The organism is Micromonospora chokoriensis (assembly GCF_000718555.1).
Lineage (GTDB): Bacteria > Actinomycetota > Actinomycetes > Mycobacteriales > Micromonosporaceae > Micromonospora > Micromonospora chokoriensis_B.
Window position 1 is genome coordinate 23,908 of record NZ_JOAN01000019.1, and the last position, 15,163, is coordinate 39,070.

The 15,163-nt window shown below is 70.0% G+C and carries 12 protein-coding genes and 1 pseudogene; 6 read left to right on the top strand and 7 right to left on the bottom strand.

Annotated elements, in window-relative coordinates; genetic code table 11:
* Window positions 1-446 precede the first annotated feature (446 nt).
* The gene (locus tag IF46_RS0123985; RefSeq protein ID WP_030490629.1) at window positions 447-2,507 is read left to right on the top strand and encodes a cellulose binding domain-containing protein; all 2,061 of its coding nucleotides are present in this window, start codon (window positions 447-449) and stop codon (window positions 2,505-2,507) included.
* Between the two features lie 101 nt (window positions 2,508-2,608).
* Here IF46_RS0123985 and IF46_RS0123990 read toward each other — a convergent pair whose 3' ends face one another.
* Complete coding sequence (locus IF46_RS0123990; protein WP_051724122.1) at window positions 2,609-4,963, bottom strand: VWD domain-containing protein; 2,355 nt, start codon at window positions 4,961-4,963, stop codon at window positions 2,609-2,611.
* On the bottom strand, window positions 4,960-5,571 hold the full coding sequence (locus IF46_RS0123995) for a hypothetical protein (protein WP_030490631.1): 612 nt from the start codon (window positions 5,569-5,571) through the stop codon (window positions 4,960-4,962). Before IF46_RS0123995 ends, IF46_RS0123990 begins: the two co-directional genes overlap by 4 nt.
* A 185-nt stretch (window positions 5,572-5,756) precedes the next feature.
* Here IF46_RS0123995 and IF46_RS0124000 point away from each other — a divergent pair, with 185 nt between their 5' ends.
* The 3 genes and pseudogenes from IF46_RS0124000 (at window position 5,757) to IF46_RS0124005 (ending at window position 6,878) form a co-directional block, all read left to right on the top strand.
* Window positions 5,757-6,557 (top strand): SAM-dependent methyltransferase, encoded by an 801-nt coding sequence (locus IF46_RS0124000; RefSeq protein ID WP_030490632.1) that lies wholly within the window; start codon window positions 5,757-5,759, stop codon window positions 6,555-6,557.
* A 34-nt stretch (window positions 6,558-6,591) separates the two neighbouring features.
* Window positions 6,592-6,696, top strand: a pseudogene (locus IF46_RS35290) (DNA-binding protein); the annotation flags it as partial.
* Window positions 6,687-6,878: a DUF397 domain-containing protein gene (locus IF46_RS0124005; RefSeq protein WP_030490633.1), complete on the top strand. Its 192-nt coding sequence runs from the start codon at window positions 6,687-6,689 to the stop codon at window positions 6,876-6,878. The pseudogene IF46_RS35290 and the gene IF46_RS0124005, both read left to right, overlap by 10 nt.
* A gap of 68 nt (window positions 6,879-6,946) precedes the next feature.
* Here the strand turns inward: IF46_RS0124005 and IF46_RS0124010 are convergent, their stop codons facing one another.
* A complete protein-coding gene (locus IF46_RS0124010; protein WP_030490634.1) occupies window positions 6,947-9,751 on the bottom strand; it encodes a M14 family zinc carboxypeptidase in 2,805 nt (934 codons plus the stop codon).
* Window positions 9,752-9,919: 168 nt separating this feature from the next.
* On the opposite strand from IF46_RS0124010, the gene IF46_RS0124015 reads away from it, so the two are divergent.
* Window positions 9,920-10,351, top strand: a complete 432-nt coding sequence (locus tag IF46_RS0124015) for an effector-associated constant component EACC1 (RefSeq protein ID WP_157563410.1) — start codon at window positions 9,920-9,922, stop codon at window positions 10,349-10,351.
* Between the two features lie 69 nt (window positions 10,352-10,420).
* Here the strand turns inward: IF46_RS0124015 and IF46_RS0124020 are convergent, their stop codons facing one another.
* Window positions 10,421-11,746, bottom strand: a complete 1,326-nt coding sequence (locus IF46_RS0124020) for a glycoside hydrolase family 18 protein (protein ID WP_030490636.1) — start codon at window positions 11,744-11,746, stop codon at window positions 10,421-10,423.
* Between the two features lie 145 nt (window positions 11,747-11,891).
* Here IF46_RS0124020 and IF46_RS0124025 point away from each other — a divergent pair, with 145 nt between their 5' ends.
* Window positions 11,892-12,776, top strand: coding sequence for a bile acid:sodium symporter family protein (locus tag IF46_RS0124025; protein ID WP_030490637.1), 885 nt, complete (start codon window positions 11,892-11,894; stop codon window positions 12,774-12,776).
* Window positions 12,777-12,823: 47 nt separating this feature from the next.
* Here IF46_RS0124025 and IF46_RS0124030 read toward each other — a convergent pair whose 3' ends face one another.
* From IF46_RS0124030 to IF46_RS0124040, 3 genes are all read right to left on the bottom strand, one after another.
* Window positions 12,824-13,855, bottom strand: a complete 1,032-nt coding sequence (locus IF46_RS0124030; protein WP_051724123.1) for a hypothetical protein — start codon at window positions 13,853-13,855, stop codon at window positions 12,824-12,826.
* 117 nt (window positions 13,856-13,972) lie between these two features.
* Entirely contained in the window at window positions 13,973-14,659 is a 687-nt protein-coding gene (locus tag IF46_RS0124035; protein ID WP_030490639.1) for a TetR/AcrR family transcriptional regulator, read from the bottom strand.
* Window positions 14,660-14,708: 49 nt separating this feature from the next.
* Window positions 14,709-15,128, bottom strand: coding sequence for a PPOX class F420-dependent oxidoreductase (locus tag IF46_RS0124040; RefSeq protein WP_030490640.1), 420 nt, complete (start codon window positions 15,126-15,128; stop codon window positions 14,709-14,711).
* Window positions 15,129-15,163 lie beyond the last annotated feature (35 nt).

A 15,163-nucleotide genomic window follows, 5' to 3' on the forward strand; every position in this document is an offset into this window, starting at 1 on the left:
GAGGCGCGCGACGTCCGCCGCGCGTCACCCGCAGCTGCTGAGCAAGCCCTGATGCGACGTCCGCATGCCCTGGGACGTCCTGACCACAGAGGTCCGACCAGCGAGGACCCTCCCGGTAGGCCACGGACGCTGATCGCCTCGCATCGACTGTGAGCGATAACATGCCGTTCGTCAAGCTGTAACGTATGACGTCTGTCGATCCCCGTGACGTAGGCGACGCCTGACGCGCCTTGAGATCTGCCAACCGGCAATGCCATTGTGGTACGTCGATGAAGAGCCCGCGCGGGGCTGACGTCCGTCCACTGGGCAGCCGGGATCCAGTTGTGATCCTCGGCGGACGGTCGCACAAGCGATGGACCAACGAGAGTCACCCGTCCACGAGTTCGCCCGCCCCCGCGCCGCACCCTGACCGGCCGGGCGGCTCGTCTGCGCGAAGGAACCCGCCCATGCGTAAACCGAAGACCCGCGCAACACTCCTGGCGGGCCTGCTGCTCGCCGCGAGCGCGCTCGCGGGCGTCAACCCACAGACCGCCAGCGCGGCGGACGACCCGGTCACCGTGACCGTCAACGCCCGCGCAGGTCTGGCGACCGTGCCCGACACCGCTCTCGGCGTCAACCACGCCATCTGGGACGCGAACCTCGGCACCACCGAGACGTCGGACCTGCTGCGCGAGGCCGGCGTGCAGATGATGCGCTACCCCGGTGGCTCGTACGCCGACATCTACCACTTCAAGGACCACACCGCACCGGGCGGCTACGTCGCGCCGGGAACCGACTTCGACACCTTCATGGCGGCGGTCCGGCGGGCTGGCGCGCAACCGATGATCATCGCGAACTACGGCACCGGCACGCCCGCCGAAGCCGCCGACTGGGTGCGCTACGCCAACGTGACCAAGGGCTACGGCGCGCGGTACTGGACCATCGGCAACGAGAACTACGGCAACGGTCACTACGGGTCCGCGTGGGAGGCCGACGACCACCCGGACAAGAGCGCCACCCAGTACGCGAGGCTGGTCGTCGGTTACGCCGACGCGATGAAGGCGGTCGACCCGAGCATCAAGGTCGGGGCGGTGCTGACGATGCCGGGCAACTGGCCGGACGGGATCACCGCGGGCAGCGACCCGGGCCCGTGGAACCAGACGGTGCTCTCCCTCGCCGGGCCGAAGATCGACTTCGTGGACGTGCACTGGTACCCGGGCGGCACCGCCGCCGAGTCACTGGCCCGCGTCAACCACCTCCCCGACGCCACCTACCTGCTGCGGCAGCAACTCGCCCGGTACGCCGGCGCGAACGCCGACCGCATCGGCATCAGCTTCACCGAGCTGAACGTCGACGCCGGCCGGAACACCCAGCCGGCCGCGCTCTTCCTGGCCGACGTCTACAGCGGTCTGCTGGAGAACGGCGTCTTCACCGCCCACTGGTGGAACGTGCACAACGGCATGGGCACCGTGACGCAGGTGGCCGGCCAGACCGACTACGGCGACTTCGGCATGCTCTCCAGCGGCGCTTGCACCGAGGACGGCTCGGTCTGCCAACCGCCGCTGAACACACCGTTCGCGCCGTACCACGGGCTGAGCATGATGAAGCTCTTCGCGAAGACCGGCGACCAGTTCGTTCGCGCCGGCACCGACGAGTCCCTGGTCACCGCGCACGCCGTCCGCCGGGGAAACGGTGAGCTCGCCGTGCTGCTGGTCAACAAGGACCCGGACCACGCCCACCCGGTCACCATCGACTACGCCGGGTTCACGCCGTCGACCGTCGCGCCGACGGTGTCCACCCTCACCAACGGCGCTACCGGCATCGCCACCAGCCAGTCCGGCTCGGCGACCAGCCGGACGCTGCCGGCGTACTCGCTGACCACGCTCGTGCTGCGCTCGGCCGACGCGACCGCCGGACGGCCGACCGCGCCGGGTCAGCCCACCGCGAACGGCGTCACCGACCGCGCCGCGACGATCACCTGGCCGCCGGCCACCCCGGGCGGCAGCCCGATCGCCAAGTACGAGGTGCACCGGCAGAACGGCGCGGTCAGCGAGCAGCTCGGTGAGACGACGTCCACCTCGTTCACTGTCGGCAACCTCGTGCCGGGCAGCAGGTACACCGTCAACGTGCTGGCTCGCGACACCGCCGGACGGGTCTCCTGGGCCTCACCGCCGCTCACCTTCGCCACCGGCAGCCCCGCCGCCAGCGCGTGCACCGTCCGCTTCACCACCAGCAACGACTGGGGCAACGGCTACATCGGCGGCGTCGAGATCATCAACAACGGGACCAGCCCGATCAACGGCTGGACGCTCACCTGGACCTGGCCCACCGGCTGGCAACAGGTGAGCAGCGGGTGGAGCGCCACCTGGGAGCAGGTCGGCACCGCCGTACGGGTCACGCCCACCAACGACAACCGGCAGATCGCCGCCGGCGGCACCGTGAGCGCTGGCTTCGTCGGCGCGTACGGCGGGCCGAACGTGCTCCCCACGGCGTTCACGCTCAACGGCACGGTCTGCGCCACCGGCTGACCCCAGCTCCGGCTGGCCCCGTTCGCGCGGGCCAGCCGGAGATCCAGGCCAGCCAGAGATCGAGGCCAGCCGGAGTCTCGGGCCAGCCGCAGACCGATGTCTCAGTCGACCAGGCGGAGAGTGACCGTCGCCGACCCGGTCTCGTCCGCCCACGGGTCGAGCACGAGCGCGTACGTTCCGTCCTTGGGTAGCGGGCCCGCCTCGAACCGTCCCATGCCACCGATGACGCAGCCACTGCCCAGTTGGTCGCCGTCCGGGCCGGTCACGATCAGGATCGCGCACCGATCGGGAAGGTTGGCACCGGTCACCTCGACGGTGAGGCGTCGGCCGGCGTCGGCGGCGAACCGCAGCCGGCTCACCCCGCCGGGCCGGCTGACGGTAAGCGTGGTGGCCCGTCCATCGGCGACGGCGTCGCGTTGCTCGTCGCTGGCGTCACGCAGCCGCACATCCGCCGAGCCGGTGTCGGTGGCGGTTCCGTCGACCTCCAGCACGTACCGACCGCTGGCCGGCAGGACGACCCCGTCGACGAAGCCTTGGCCGCCGATCACGCAGCCGGTGGCCACCTCAATGCCGGCCGGATCGCGCAGTCGCAGCAGGCCACAGCGGTCCGGCAGGGTGGCGTCGGTGACCTGGAGGAAGACCTTCTGACCAGCGCGTCCGTCGAAGGCCAGCCGGCTGATCGCACCCGGCTGAGCGAGCGTTGCCCGGACCGCCGGCCCGTCCACCGTGAGCGTCCGGTCCTCGTCGGTCACCGTGACGACCCGTACCGTCGCACGTCCGAGGTCGGCATCCCACGGGTCGAGCACCACCTGATGGTCGCCGGTGGCGGTCAACGTGGTCGTGTCGATGAAGCCGACACCGGCGATGACGCAGCCGGTCGCCACCTGACGGCCCTGCGGGTCGAGCAGCAGCAACACGCCGCAGCGATCCGGCACGGTGGCCGCGGGCACCGCCACGAAGATCTTCTGACCGGCCCGGCCCGGCACCTTCAACGCGGCAGTGGCACCGGCCCGGGTCACCTCCAGGGCGGCATCACCGGCAGCGGGTGCTTCGCGTTGCGCGCGGGCGGCATCCTCGGCGAACGCCAGCTGCCCGGTGAGGCCGACGTCGAGCACGCAGCCGGCGAGGATCTGCGGATCGGTGACGCCGGCCCGCCGGCAGACCAACTCGGCGGTGGCCCGGTTGGGCAGGTCGCCGACGGTGACCTGGCGGTCCGGGAAACGCCTGTCGGTGAACGTCGCGGTGTCCTGCCCCGGCTCGTAGTCGAACAGCGACCGTTGCGCCTCGACGCGCCAACTGTCGGCGAAGCCGGGGTACAGCGCCTCGAACGTGGGCGGCTGCGGCAACCCCTTCCCGCCGCGCACAGTCAGGTCGTCGCCGGGGTCACCATCATGATCGCCGAGCAGGCCCTGAAGCGTCCCGGCCCGCCCGGTCGGCGCGCTGACGCTCACGCTCAACCCCCAGACCCCGATCGGCTGGGCGGTCAGCCGGGCGCCGTCCGGGCACTGGACGGTCACCGTGCCGTCTCCCCAGGTGGTGACGGTGCCGCCGCGCGGCAGCTTCACCCCGTCGGGCGTGGACACCGGCGCGGCGCCGTTCACGCGGACCGCCGGGCCGTCGGGGGTGACGTACACGCCGACCCGGTCGCCGGCCACCCGAGCCGCGACGGCGGAGTTGACGGCCACCACCGAGCTGGCCGGGAACATCGTCTGTCGTACCTGGACCTCGAAGTCGTCTGCCGTCGAACGGGTCAGCACGAACTCCCCGGCGGCCTGGAAGTCGTAGCGGAGACCGTCGTAGGTGAGCAGGTGCGGGTCACCGTTGCTGTTCGCGCAGCGGTAACCCTTGCCGATCACCGAGATCGAACAACCACCACCGCCGGGCGGTCGCGGCTTGGGCTGGTCGCAGTCCTTGCCGTTCGACGGCAGCTTCATTCCACCGTACGACGGGCGAAGCGGCACCCCGACCGCCTTCCGGTACGCGTTCTCCGCCAACACCGCGTGCACCTCGGCGGGGTCCACGGTGCTCGCCTGCTGGCCGCCCTGCGTGCAGAACTGGCCCCGGTCGGTGTCATTCACCTCGTCGAGGGCATGGTTCATCTCGTGGATAAGGGTGGCGCACTGGTCCTCGGTGAAGCCGGCACCCTCGTCGTCCAGCTTTCGTCCGTCGTTCTCCGGTACCCAGTTGATCTGCACGTCGCTGCCCGGGACGTACGTCGTGGTGCTGCTCTCTGAGCCGAGGATGGGCCTACGAACCTTGATCTTCTTTCCGGAGCGTTCCAGCTCGTCGAGCACCGCGCCGTTGCCGGAGCTGCGAATCTGCCCGACACAGCCCGCGTACTCCGTCTGTAGGTCGTCATTGACGGTGACCACGGCGGACGCCGCCGATGGCGCGAGCAGCACCAGTAGGCCCGCCAGCACGAGACCGAGCCGCGTTCGGCGTCGCATCGTGGTCATCCGCCCCTCACCTCGAACGCGACAGTGCCCTGCTCGGCCGTCGCGGCGCAGGCATCCGCCGGCACACCGCGCAGCGGCGCCCGCAGGTAGCTCAGCACCAGCCGGTACGCCCCCGGTTGGTCGACCGGCCACCAGGTGACGGTGGCCCCGCCCCGCCCGTCCGGCGTGGAGGTCGTCAGCGCCGCGCCGACCGGGCTCTGCGGGTCGCTGCCCAGGGCCAGCTCCACCGACCCGCGCGGCGGCACCTTCACCAGGTTCTCGACCAGGTACGCGGTGAAGTCCCGGTAGTAGGCCGCGCCGCCGATCGCGGGTGCCACCGCCGTGCCGTCACGGGTCAGCGACATGACCGTCACCGCCCCGTCCGGCACCCGACTGAGTTGGCATTCGGCGTCGCGGTTGTTGACCAGCTTCAGCCGCAGGTCGACCTGCTCACCCACCCGGTACGAGGGCTGTGCGGTGCGGACGGTCAGGCCGACCGTCGCCGTGCCGCTGGTCGGGGCCGAAGACGGGCGGGACCGTCTGCACCCGACCGTGCTGGTCATCAACAACAGGGCGAGGCAGCCGGCGAGCGCCGCCCGACCCGCCGTCCCTGCCTGGGGTACGCCCATGGGTCGCGTGCCTCCTGAAGGTGCCGACGGTCGTCGTCGGAGATCCCGGACAGCCTGCGCCGCAGGATGCGGTGAGCGCTGTCGTGATCCGGCCCGGTGGATGTCCGCTAACCGACCCACGGCGCCGGCGGCCATTCACGGTGAACGTTATGCTGCGGGGCCGAACGGGGGAGAGGTGGTCGATGATGACGCAGTCGCAGCCCGAGGTGGCCCTGCAACCGGACAAGCCGAACGCGGCGAGGATGTTCGACTACTACCTCGGCGGCAAGGACAACTTCGCCGCTGATCGGGCCGCGGCCGAGATGGTGTTGCAGGTGGCGCCGTGGATGCCCGAGGCCGCCCGGCAGGGCCGTGACCTGATCGCCCGGACGGTCCAGCACCTCGTGCAGGAGCGGGGCATCCGGCAGATCATCGACCTCGGCTCCGGGCTGCCGACCCGGGACAACGTCCACGAGATCGCGCACCGCATCGACCCGGACGTGCGGGTCGTCTACATCGACAATGATCCGGTGGTCTGCGCGCACGGCCGCGCGCTGCTCGCCGACTCGACGTCGGTGTCGGTGGTGCAGGCCGACCTGCGCGACCCCGAGCAGGTCCTCAGTCACCCGGAGATCAGCGCCGCGATCGACCTCGACAGCCCGGTCGCGGTGCTGATGATGTTCGTGCTGCACCTGGTGCCCGACGAGCAGGATCCGCAGCGGATCGTGGCCACCTACCGCGACGCGCTCGCCCCCGGCAGCTACCTGGCGCTGTCGCACGCCAGCACCGATGTGCACCCCGACCTGATGGCCCGGATCTCCGCGATCTACGAGCGCGCCAACAGCCCGTTCGTGCCGCGTAGCCACGCGGACATCTCCGGGTTCTTCGGCGACTTCACTCTTGAGCCGCCGGGGCTGGTCAACATGTGGCCGCACGCCGAGCCGCCAGCCACCGAGGATCCGCAGGTTGCCCGTACCGGCTACAGCGGCGTCGCCAGCAAGCCGTAACGGCCTGGTGCCGCTCGGCCGAACACAATCCGGTGATGTGGATACCCTCGTGTCGAGGTGGGAGATGGTTCGCAGCGAGGCGCTGCCCCGCCGCCAGTCACTCGATCTGATGAAGGAAGTGGAGACGTCATGGACCTGATCGACGCTGTCTGGCGTAAATCCACCCGCAGTGGCTCCGGCGGCGGCAACTGTGTCGAGGTCGCGGACAACCTGCCGGGCGTCGTCGGCGTGCGGGACTCGAAGGACCCCGAAGGGCCGGCGCTGGTCTTCGAGCCGATGGTCTGGCGGGCGTTCGTCACCGAGATCGCCCGGCGGTCATAGCCGCTAGCACGCACGGAAGCGCCCGTCCCCAGTCGAGGGGGACGGGCGCTTCGCTGTGCACGGGTCGGTCAGCCCACCACCGACCGCAGCGGCACCTTGGCGGCGTTCAGCGCGCGTACCAGATCGCTGGCGAACGGGTGTTCGTCCACCTGGAGTCCCTGCGGGTTCGGGATCACGACGTACGCCGAGCTGTTCTTCGCGGACGTCTTCGCGTCGGTGGTGAAGCGTTCGACGATGGCCCGCGTGCGCGGCAGGTCGCCGGCCGCCACCTCGATGGTGATCGGCCGCCACCCGCCGCCCAGGTCCGGCGTCACCGGCGCGGCGGCGGCGCTGGCGCGCGCCGCGTCGACGCCGGACGGGCGTCGCGCGTCCGGCGTGGCGGTCGCCGGGTAGAGCAGCGCGTTGGCGACCAGGTGCAGACCATTTTCGTTGTACGCCCGGAAGAGCGGATTGAACGCGAACAGCACCGCCCGACCGGCGCCGGTCGGCTCGTCGACGACGGCCGCCGTGCCCTTCAGCGTGTCCGCGCCGACGGTGTAGCCGTTGGCCCAGAACGTGTCACCCGTCGGGTAGCTGAGCACGTTCGTCCCGGTGGTGCTCGGGTTGAGGATCGGGTCGCTGTTGTTGAACTCGAAGTCCTCCGCCGGGCGACCCAGGGCGACCGGGTTGTCCTTGTCGACGTCGACGCGCAGGTGCGAGCCGATCACCAGGTAGTCCGCCGGCTTGGTCTTCTCGGTGGTCGAGGTGAGCCCGGCGGCGCGGGCCAGCCGGGTGCCCTCGTTGCGCAGCCCGACGTAGGTGTGGCCCTGGCTGATCCAGTCGCGCAGGTTGGCCTGCCCGGCGGCGGTCAGGCCGCCGGTCGCGCTGCTGCCGTCCGGCACCAACAGCACGGTACGCCCGGTGAACGCCTCGGTGTTGTCGTTGATGTCAGCCGTGGTGACCGGTGTGAGGTCGAGCCCCCACCGCTTGCCGAGCACGTAGCGGGCCTCGCCGTGCGAGCCGGAGGTGGTGGAGATGCCGGTGCCCTGGAACAACCCGACGTCGGGCAGGTCGAGGCGGGTGCCGGCGGGCCGACCGCCCGGGGTGAGGGTGACCCCGAGGGATTCGGCCAGCTCGTCGACCGTCCGGCTCAGTTTGGTCGCTCCGATGGCGACCCGGCTGGTCGTGAGGTCGCGCACCAGGGGGACGCCCTGGCCGAGCAGAGTGAAGGTCAGCTCTGCGGCGGCGGCCGAGTCGAGCGGGTACGTGTACGACCCCCAGGGCCACGCCGCACCGGTGCGTCCACCGGAGACCTTGCGGACCAGCTCGGCCCTCGGCCGGACGGTGTCTGCGGTGTAGATGGTGTTGATGCCCATCAGTAGCGGGTTGCTCCAGGACGACACGTCGTAGAAGTACGGGAACGGGACGTACGGGTCCTCGCCCATGACAGCCTGGATCCAGTGCTTCTGTGGTTGGTCCATCGGGATCCAGTACGCGCCCTTGGGCACCGTCACGTTCGTGGCGCTGCGCCCGCCGAAGACCCGTGCGGTGGGCACCCGGGTTGCCTTCTGCACCTCGTACACCTCGACGTCCATCCGGCGTAGCCGTTCGACGAGTTGGCGGACGTCGGCGAGCTGCCGGTCGGGCAGCAGGAAGTACGAGCGGATGGTGAGGTCCGGCACCGGGAACTGGACCTCGTTGGTGGGCTGCACCACCTCGTTCGGTTCGAGGGTGCCCGCCCTGCCCTGGGCGAGCGCGTCGGTCCAGATGTCGAAGTAGCCGTCCAGCACCTCCCGCTTGTTCGCGGCGGCCCAGCCGAGCGTCGACCACTGGGTGTGGAACTGCTGCTGGACCCGGTCGGCCACGGCCGACGCGCTGCCCTTCTCGTAGGTCATGCCGGCCGCGCCGAAGCCGGTGGTCGGCACCGTGTCGCCGTAGCCCATGAAGAACATGTCGTACGTGTCGTAGTTGAAGTAGCACTCGGTGGTGACTGTCTCGTCGCAGGCCCCGTTGAAACCGAAGCCGGCCTTGTTGGCCTCACCGATGCGGTTGATCCAGTCCACCGCCTCGCCGGCGATCTCGTGGTGGATCGGGTCGGCGTTGGGCGGGAAGAAGTACTGCCGGCCACCCATCTCGTGCGCGTCGATGAAGACCTGCGGCGGGTAGCGGCGCAGCAGTTCGAGTTTGCCGTCGGTCTCCTGCTGGGTGCGGGCGAACCAGTCCCGGTTCAGGTCGAAACCGAACTCGTTCTGCCGGCGGGTCGCGTCGCGGCCGTCCGGGTTCTGGGTGGGGACGATGACGGTGACCAGGTTGTCGTTGCGCTGGGCGACCGCGCAGGACAGGCCCGACGCCAACTCGTACAACGTCTTGAGCGCCGCGTCGGCGCCGCTCTTCTCGCCGCCGTGCACGTTCGCGGTGACCCAGACGATGGCCGGGCTGTCCTTCGCCGTCCGGGCGGCCGTCCGCGCGCTGGTCCGACAGGGGTCGCGCAGATCCCGGACGTCGTCGGCGATCTCGCGTAGCGCGGCGGGCCGCACGTGGCGCTCGTTCGACACCACCGCGTACGGCAGTGGCTGACCGAGCACACTTGTGGTCAGCACGCCGGTGGTGACCCGGTCCGAGGCGCGGTCGACGGCCCCGAGGTAGGTCCGGATCTCGTCGTTGGTGACGACCCGCTCCTGCCCCGCGCCGAGCGGAAAGCCGAGCACGGTCTCCGGGCTGGGCACGGTGCTCAGTCGGGCGCTCGGGTCGCTGCTGCAGGGGGTCGGCCGGGCGGCGCTCGCGGCTGCCGGGCCGGTGAGCAGGGGAACCATGCCGAGCAGGAACGCGATCGTGGCGGCACTCGCCAGCCGCTTCGCCGGGCGGGTCCAGAACGGATGCGACGGTGGGGCCATGTCTCGGGTTCCCTTCTCGGGGGAAAGCCTCGCAGTGGCCGGAGCCTATGGACGGGCGGATGGAGCGGTCAAGCTCTGATCGACTTCGGCGACTGCGTGGGATGCCGCGGCCGGCGCCGGCTGGCAGGATGACGGGGTGGGGTTGGCCTTCGCCGGAAGGAGAAGACGTTGCCCGCGTCTCAGCAGACGATCACGCTCTCGGTCTATCCGGATCTTCCCTCTGCCGATGCTCGACGTTCGCTGGGCTCCTGGCTTCGTGCCGAGGACCGGCTCCGGGCAAAGGTGACCGCCGGGGCCGCCGCAGGCTCCACGGCCCCTCCCGACGAGATCTCCGCGGGTGCCACGGACGTGTTGCTGGTCGCCGTTGACAGCGGTGGCACCGTCATGGTGCTGGTGCAGGCCATTGCCGGCTGGCTGACCCACCGCCGCGACGACGTGACGGTGCGGCTCAGCCGGCGGCTCGACGGCTGGTCGGCCGAGTTGGATGTGCACCGGGCTCGCGACATGGACCAGGTCACCGCGCTCATCGAAGCCGCCGTGCGCGCGGTGACCCCCGTGGAGGAACCAACGCTCCGACCTCGATCAAGTGATGAAAAGTAGGTTTCAGGAGCGGCCCTGACCTACTTTTCATCACTTGATCACCGCACACCACATCAACGCCGGGTACGGCTACCAGGTGGTCAGGCCCAGGCCGATCGTCTTGGTCAGGGTGGCGTTGTCGTCGTCGCCGTCGAGCGACCAGATCATCGCGCCAGCCAGGCCGGCCCGTCGGATGTAGAGCGTCTTCTGCAACACGACCGCCGGATCGTCGTAGGTCCACAACGTCGTACCGTCGAACAGCCAGGCGTGCCCGGCGCGTAGGTCGCGGTGCACGGTGTAGCCGTTGCCGGCCAGGGTCTTGAGTTTTTTGTAGTCCTCGTACCCGGCCTCGAAGGTGGCCGGCGCGGGCCCGGTGGCCGGTTGGAACAGGCCGTTGCCGCCGCCGGTGATGCCGGTCCAGCCGCGGCCGTAGTAGGGGATGCCGAGCACGAGCTTGTCGCGCGGCGCGCCACGGGCGATCCACCCGTCGATGGCCACCTCGACGGAGAAGTCCGGATTGTCCGGGGCGCCTTGCGGAACGCGCAGCGCGGACTGCTGGTTGGCCCGTGCGTCCCACCCGCCGTGGAAGTCGTACCCCTGCACGGTGGCGAAGTCCAGGTACTTGAAGATCTTGCGGCCCTCGTAGCCGGCGTCCATGGTGGCCGGGCTGGCCGGCAGGAACGCGGTCAGCGGGTGGTGCGCGCGGGTCGTGCGCCCGTATGCGTCGAGTTGCCGGCGAAACTCGGCGAGCAGCTTGGTGAAGTTTTCCCGGTCCTCCGGGCGGATGACGTTGCCGGGCTCACCCTCCCAGTTGGGCCACTCCCAGTCGAGGTCGATGCCGTCGAAGACGCCGGCCGCGGCACCGGGGGAGCCCGGCAGGTCGCCCTTGAGGTAGAGGTCGATGCAGGACGTGACGAACGCCTTGCGGGAGGCGTCGGTGCGGGCTGCGTTCGAGAAGTACGTCGACCAGGTCCAGCCGCCCAGTGAGATCAGCACCTTCAGTTTGGGGTGCTTGGCCTTGAGCTTGGCGAGCTGGCCGAAGTTGCCGTTGAGCGCCTGGCCGGGGGCGTCGGCGATGCCGTCGACGCTCTCCTCGGCGGGGACGGGTCGCTGGTAGTCGGCCCAGGCGTCGCCCTCGCCCGGCCCGCCGTCCACGTAGCAGCGTCCGTCCTCACTGACGTTGCCGAAGGCGTAGTTGATGTGGGTGAGGCGGCTCGCCGCCCCGGAGGTGTCGAGTTTCTTGACCGGGAAGGCCCGGCCGTAGATGCCCCACTGGGTGAAGTAGCCGACCCGGTGGTAACCGTCGCGGCGTTGGTGCTTGTCACCGGCGCTGGCGGCGGTGGGTGCGGCGGTGGTGACCAGCAGGGTCGCCAGGGCGACGACGGCGGTGAGACGGCGGTGGCGGAATGGTCGCATCGGCACACTCCCACGAGACATCAAACAGAATTAGTAAAGAGAGTTGTCTGATTGATGAAGTTAAGCCGATCACGGTCTGCGGTCAAGAGCGGCCAGCCACATGGGGGATTGTGACGGCGTTACCGGGTGGTAACGATGTTGTGCCATGGACTCCGCCGTGACTCTGATCGGACTGCCCGTCGCCCTCGGCATCATCATGCTCGGTCTGGGTCTGGGACTGACCATCGAGGACTTCCGCCGGGTGGCCCAGCATCCGCGAGCCGCCGTTCTCGCGCTGGCGTGCCAAGTGTTGGTCTTGCCGGCGCTCTGCTTCTGCCTCGTCCTCGCGTTCGACCTCGCGCCCGAGCTGGCCGTCGGCATGATGCTGCTGGCCGCGTCGCCGGGCGGCACCACGGCCAACCTCTACAGCCACCTGTTCGGCGGGCACGTGGCCCTGAACATCACGCTGACCGCCATCAACTCGGTGCTCGCCGTGTTCACCCTGCCTATCCTGGTCAACCTGTCGGCGGCGTACTTCCTGCCCGAGGGCAGGAGCATCGGCCTGCAGTTCGACAAGGTGCTCCAGGTCTTCGCCATCGTGCTCGTCCCGGTCGCGATCGGCATGCTGATCCGGGCGCGGGCACCGCGCGTGGCCGAGCGGCTGAACCGCCCGGTCCGGATCCTCTCCGTGGTCGTGCTCGTCGCGGTGATCGCCGGCGCGGTGCTCGGTGAACGGGAGAACATCGCCGACTACTTCGTGTCGGTCGGCCTGGCCGTGCTCGCCTTCAACCTGCTGAGTCTCGCCATCGGGTACGGGGTGCCGCGGCTCGCCGGTGTCGACCGGAGCGCCGCGACGGCCGCCGGCTTCGAGATCGGCATCCACAACAGCACCCTGGCCATCACGATCGCGCTCAGCCCGGCCCTGCTCGACAGCACCCAGATGGCGATCCCGGGGGCCGTCTACGGCATCGTCATGTTCTTCACCGCTGCGGCCTTCGGCCTTCTGGTGACCCGGGTCGGCGCCCGGTCCGCCACCCCTCTGACGCGCTGACGGCTGGCCGGTCGTCAGCGACGACCGGCCAGTCCCGACATGTCAGCTCACTCTTCGATGCTGCGGGCCAGCAGCTCGGTCAGGATCTTCTTGTCGACGAGCGAACCGTCCCAGGCGGTGGTCAGCCGGGTGATCCGGCCGGAGGCGTCGAGTTCGAGCGCCGTGCCGCCGTGGGTGGCCGGGTTGCGCCGGTTGACCCACTCGTAGCCGCCGCCGACGGCGCTACCCACCACGTGCCGCACGACGCTGCCCGGCCCGTACGGGAGCAGGTTGAGCGCGCGACCCAGGTAGGCCTGGATGTGCTGGCGACCCACGACTGTCGCGTGCAGGGTCCGGTCCTCGAAGACCGCGTCGTACGCGAAGACCCGCGCGGCGGCCTCCGCGTTCTTGGCCGCGAACGCCGTCTGCAGGGCCTCGGCGGTGCGCCGCATGGCCGGTGCCGCCTGCTCGCCGACCGTCGGCTCCTTGAAGTCGTGCGGGAACTTGTCGGCCGGGGTGCGCTGCGCGACGATGTCGGCCATCGTGAAGTCGCGGCCGTCCCAGTAGTCGATCCAGCGCACGATCTTGCCGTGCTCGAAGTTGACGAAGCCGAGCGGGCGGATCTCGTGGCCGAACAGCTCGGGCGTGTCCGTGAAGATCACGACGGCGCTCTTGGAGTCGCCCAGGATCCGGGTCGGGTACGACTTGGCGGTGGCCGGCCAGGTCGGCATGTACTGGGCGAACAGCGCCTTCAGCTCGTTCCAGTTGTACCACGGCCAGCCCAGGGTGGCGTCGACGTAGGTGATCTTGGAGCGGGAGAAGTACGACATCGTCGCGTCGACGTCGGCCCGGCTCTTGTCCTGGAAGTACCTGACGAACAGCTTCGCCACCTCCGGGGTGGCGTGGCTCGTGTCGAGGTCGGCGTTGGCCGGCTGCGGCGCGGAGCCGTGGTGGTGGCCCTTGGCGCTGGCGGCGGCCGCGCCCGCCGGAACGAGGGTCGACGCGGCGGCGGCAGCGCCGGCCAGCGCGACGTTGCGCAGCAGGCTGCGTCGCGCGGTCCCTGCGGATCCGTTGCTCAGGGTCGCATCATCGTGACTCATGTTGGCCCTACCTCACTTCTGACTCGCCAAAACGGAACTTGTCCCTCCGCTTGAAGGTAACACGCACGACGAAAGAAGCGGAGTTATGTGCTCCGCTTAACAGGTGGGGTGCGACGGCTACGCGCTGTCGGCGCGGCGGCGTGTCTTCACGGCGGGCCGCTGCATCGCCCGGAGCAGGCGCTCCGACGAGGGCGCCGACGGCAGTGGGCTGGGCCGATCGGTGCGCAAGGCGTCGAGAGTGAGAGCGAGGAAGCGGGGGGAGGTCTCCGGGACCTCGTCGCCGACGGCGCGGACGATCGCGGAGTTGGCGACCAGGAGCACGACCACGTCCTCCGGGGTGAAGTCCGGTCGGAGACCGCCGGAGCGCTTCGCCGCGCGGATCAGCCGGTTCTGCGTCGCGTACAGCCGCTTGCGGAGCTCTTGCAGGGTCGGTGAGGTCGGCAGGGTGAGGGTCAACACGTCCGTGACCAGCCGATCCTCCGCCTGCATGGCGCAGAGCCGCTCCAGGTAGCTCCGGAAGCCCTGCCACGCGTCCTCGTGCCGCAGCGACTCGTTCGCGGCATCGAGATACCGCTGGGCACGTTCGAGGAATACCGCCTCGACCAGTTCGGTGCGATCCGGGAAGCGCCGGTACAGCGTCCCCATGCCCACGCCCGCCCGCTTCGCGATCTCCTCCACCGGGGCGTGCGCACCCTGCTCCGCGAAGACCGCACGGGCCGCGTCGATGATCCGCTGCCGGTTTCGTTCGGCGTCCTTGCGCAGGGGAGTGCCGGAAGCGGGCGGAGCGGGGCGAGACGTGGCCATCGCCGAAGCGTACCGAAACGGAATCTGAAGTTCCGTTGCTCGATCCGCGTCAGCCGACCTGGTTGTTGTCCTTCTGTGCGCCCCAGCCGTGCCAGCGGTCGATCTCGATCAGGGCACTGACCCGACCACGCTCCCGCCGGGGGTACGCGTTGCCCGTGTAGTGCCGCGACAGCCGGTCGATGTCCGCGAGGCCCTCGTCGGCGCGCAGCTCGACGACGTGCCCGATGATGCTGACGTGGGTGTACCACCCGGCCTCGTCGAGCACGGTGAGGGACACCCGGGGGTCGTTGCGGACGTGCTCCAGCCGGCGGCGACTCTCGTCCATGTTCACCAGGATCCGACCGTCTTCCCACAGATACCAGGTGGCGGCGGAGACCGGCTGACCACCGTTGCGCAGCGTGGTCATGACGGCGGGGTTTGGCTTCTGAAGCATGGCGACCGCGGCCTCGGGAAGCGGTGGCTTGGACATGAAGTCTCCTCGTAGCGACAACGTTTTACCTCTGC

Bases quoted from the DNA above. Each gene is read 5' to 3' on its own strand.
- IF46_RS0123985 (WP_030490629.1), top strand. From the start codon at position 447: ATGCGTAAACCGAAGACCCGCGCAACACTCCTGGCGGGCCTGCTGCTC.
- IF46_RS0123990 (WP_051724122.1), bottom strand. From the start codon at position 4,963: ATGACCACGATGCGACGCCGAACGCGGCTCGGTCTCGTGCTGGCGGGC.
- IF46_RS0123995 (WP_030490631.1), bottom strand. From the start codon at position 5,571: ATGGGCGTACCCCAGGCAGGGACGGCGGGTCGGGCGGCGCTCGCCGGC.
- IF46_RS0124000 (WP_030490632.1), top strand. From the start codon at position 5,757: ATGACGCAGTCGCAGCCCGAGGTGGCCCTGCAACCGGACAAGCCGAAC.
- IF46_RS0124005 (WP_030490633.1), top strand. From the start codon at position 6,687: ATGGACCTGATCGACGCTGTCTGGCGTAAATCCACCCGCAGTGGCTCC.
- IF46_RS0124010 (WP_030490634.1), bottom strand. From the start codon at position 9,751: ATGGCCCCACCGTCGCATCCGTTCTGGACCCGCCCGGCGAAGCGGCTG.
- IF46_RS0124020 (WP_030490636.1), bottom strand. From the start codon at position 11,746: ATGCGACCATTCCGCCACCGCCGTCTCACCGCCGTCGTCGCCCTGGCG.
- IF46_RS0124025 (WP_030490637.1), top strand. From the start codon at position 11,892: ATGGACTCCGCCGTGACTCTGATCGGACTGCCCGTCGCCCTCGGCATC.
- IF46_RS0124030 (WP_051724123.1), bottom strand. From the start codon at position 13,855: ATGAGTCACGATGATGCGACCCTGAGCAACGGATCCGCAGGGACCGCG.
- IF46_RS0124035 (WP_030490639.1), bottom strand. From the start codon at position 14,659: ATGGCCACGTCTCGCCCCGCTCCGCCCGCTTCCGGCACTCCCCTGCGC.
- IF46_RS0124040 (WP_030490640.1), bottom strand. From the start codon at position 15,128: ATGTCCAAGCCACCGCTTCCCGAGGCCGCGGTCGCCATGCTTCAGAAG.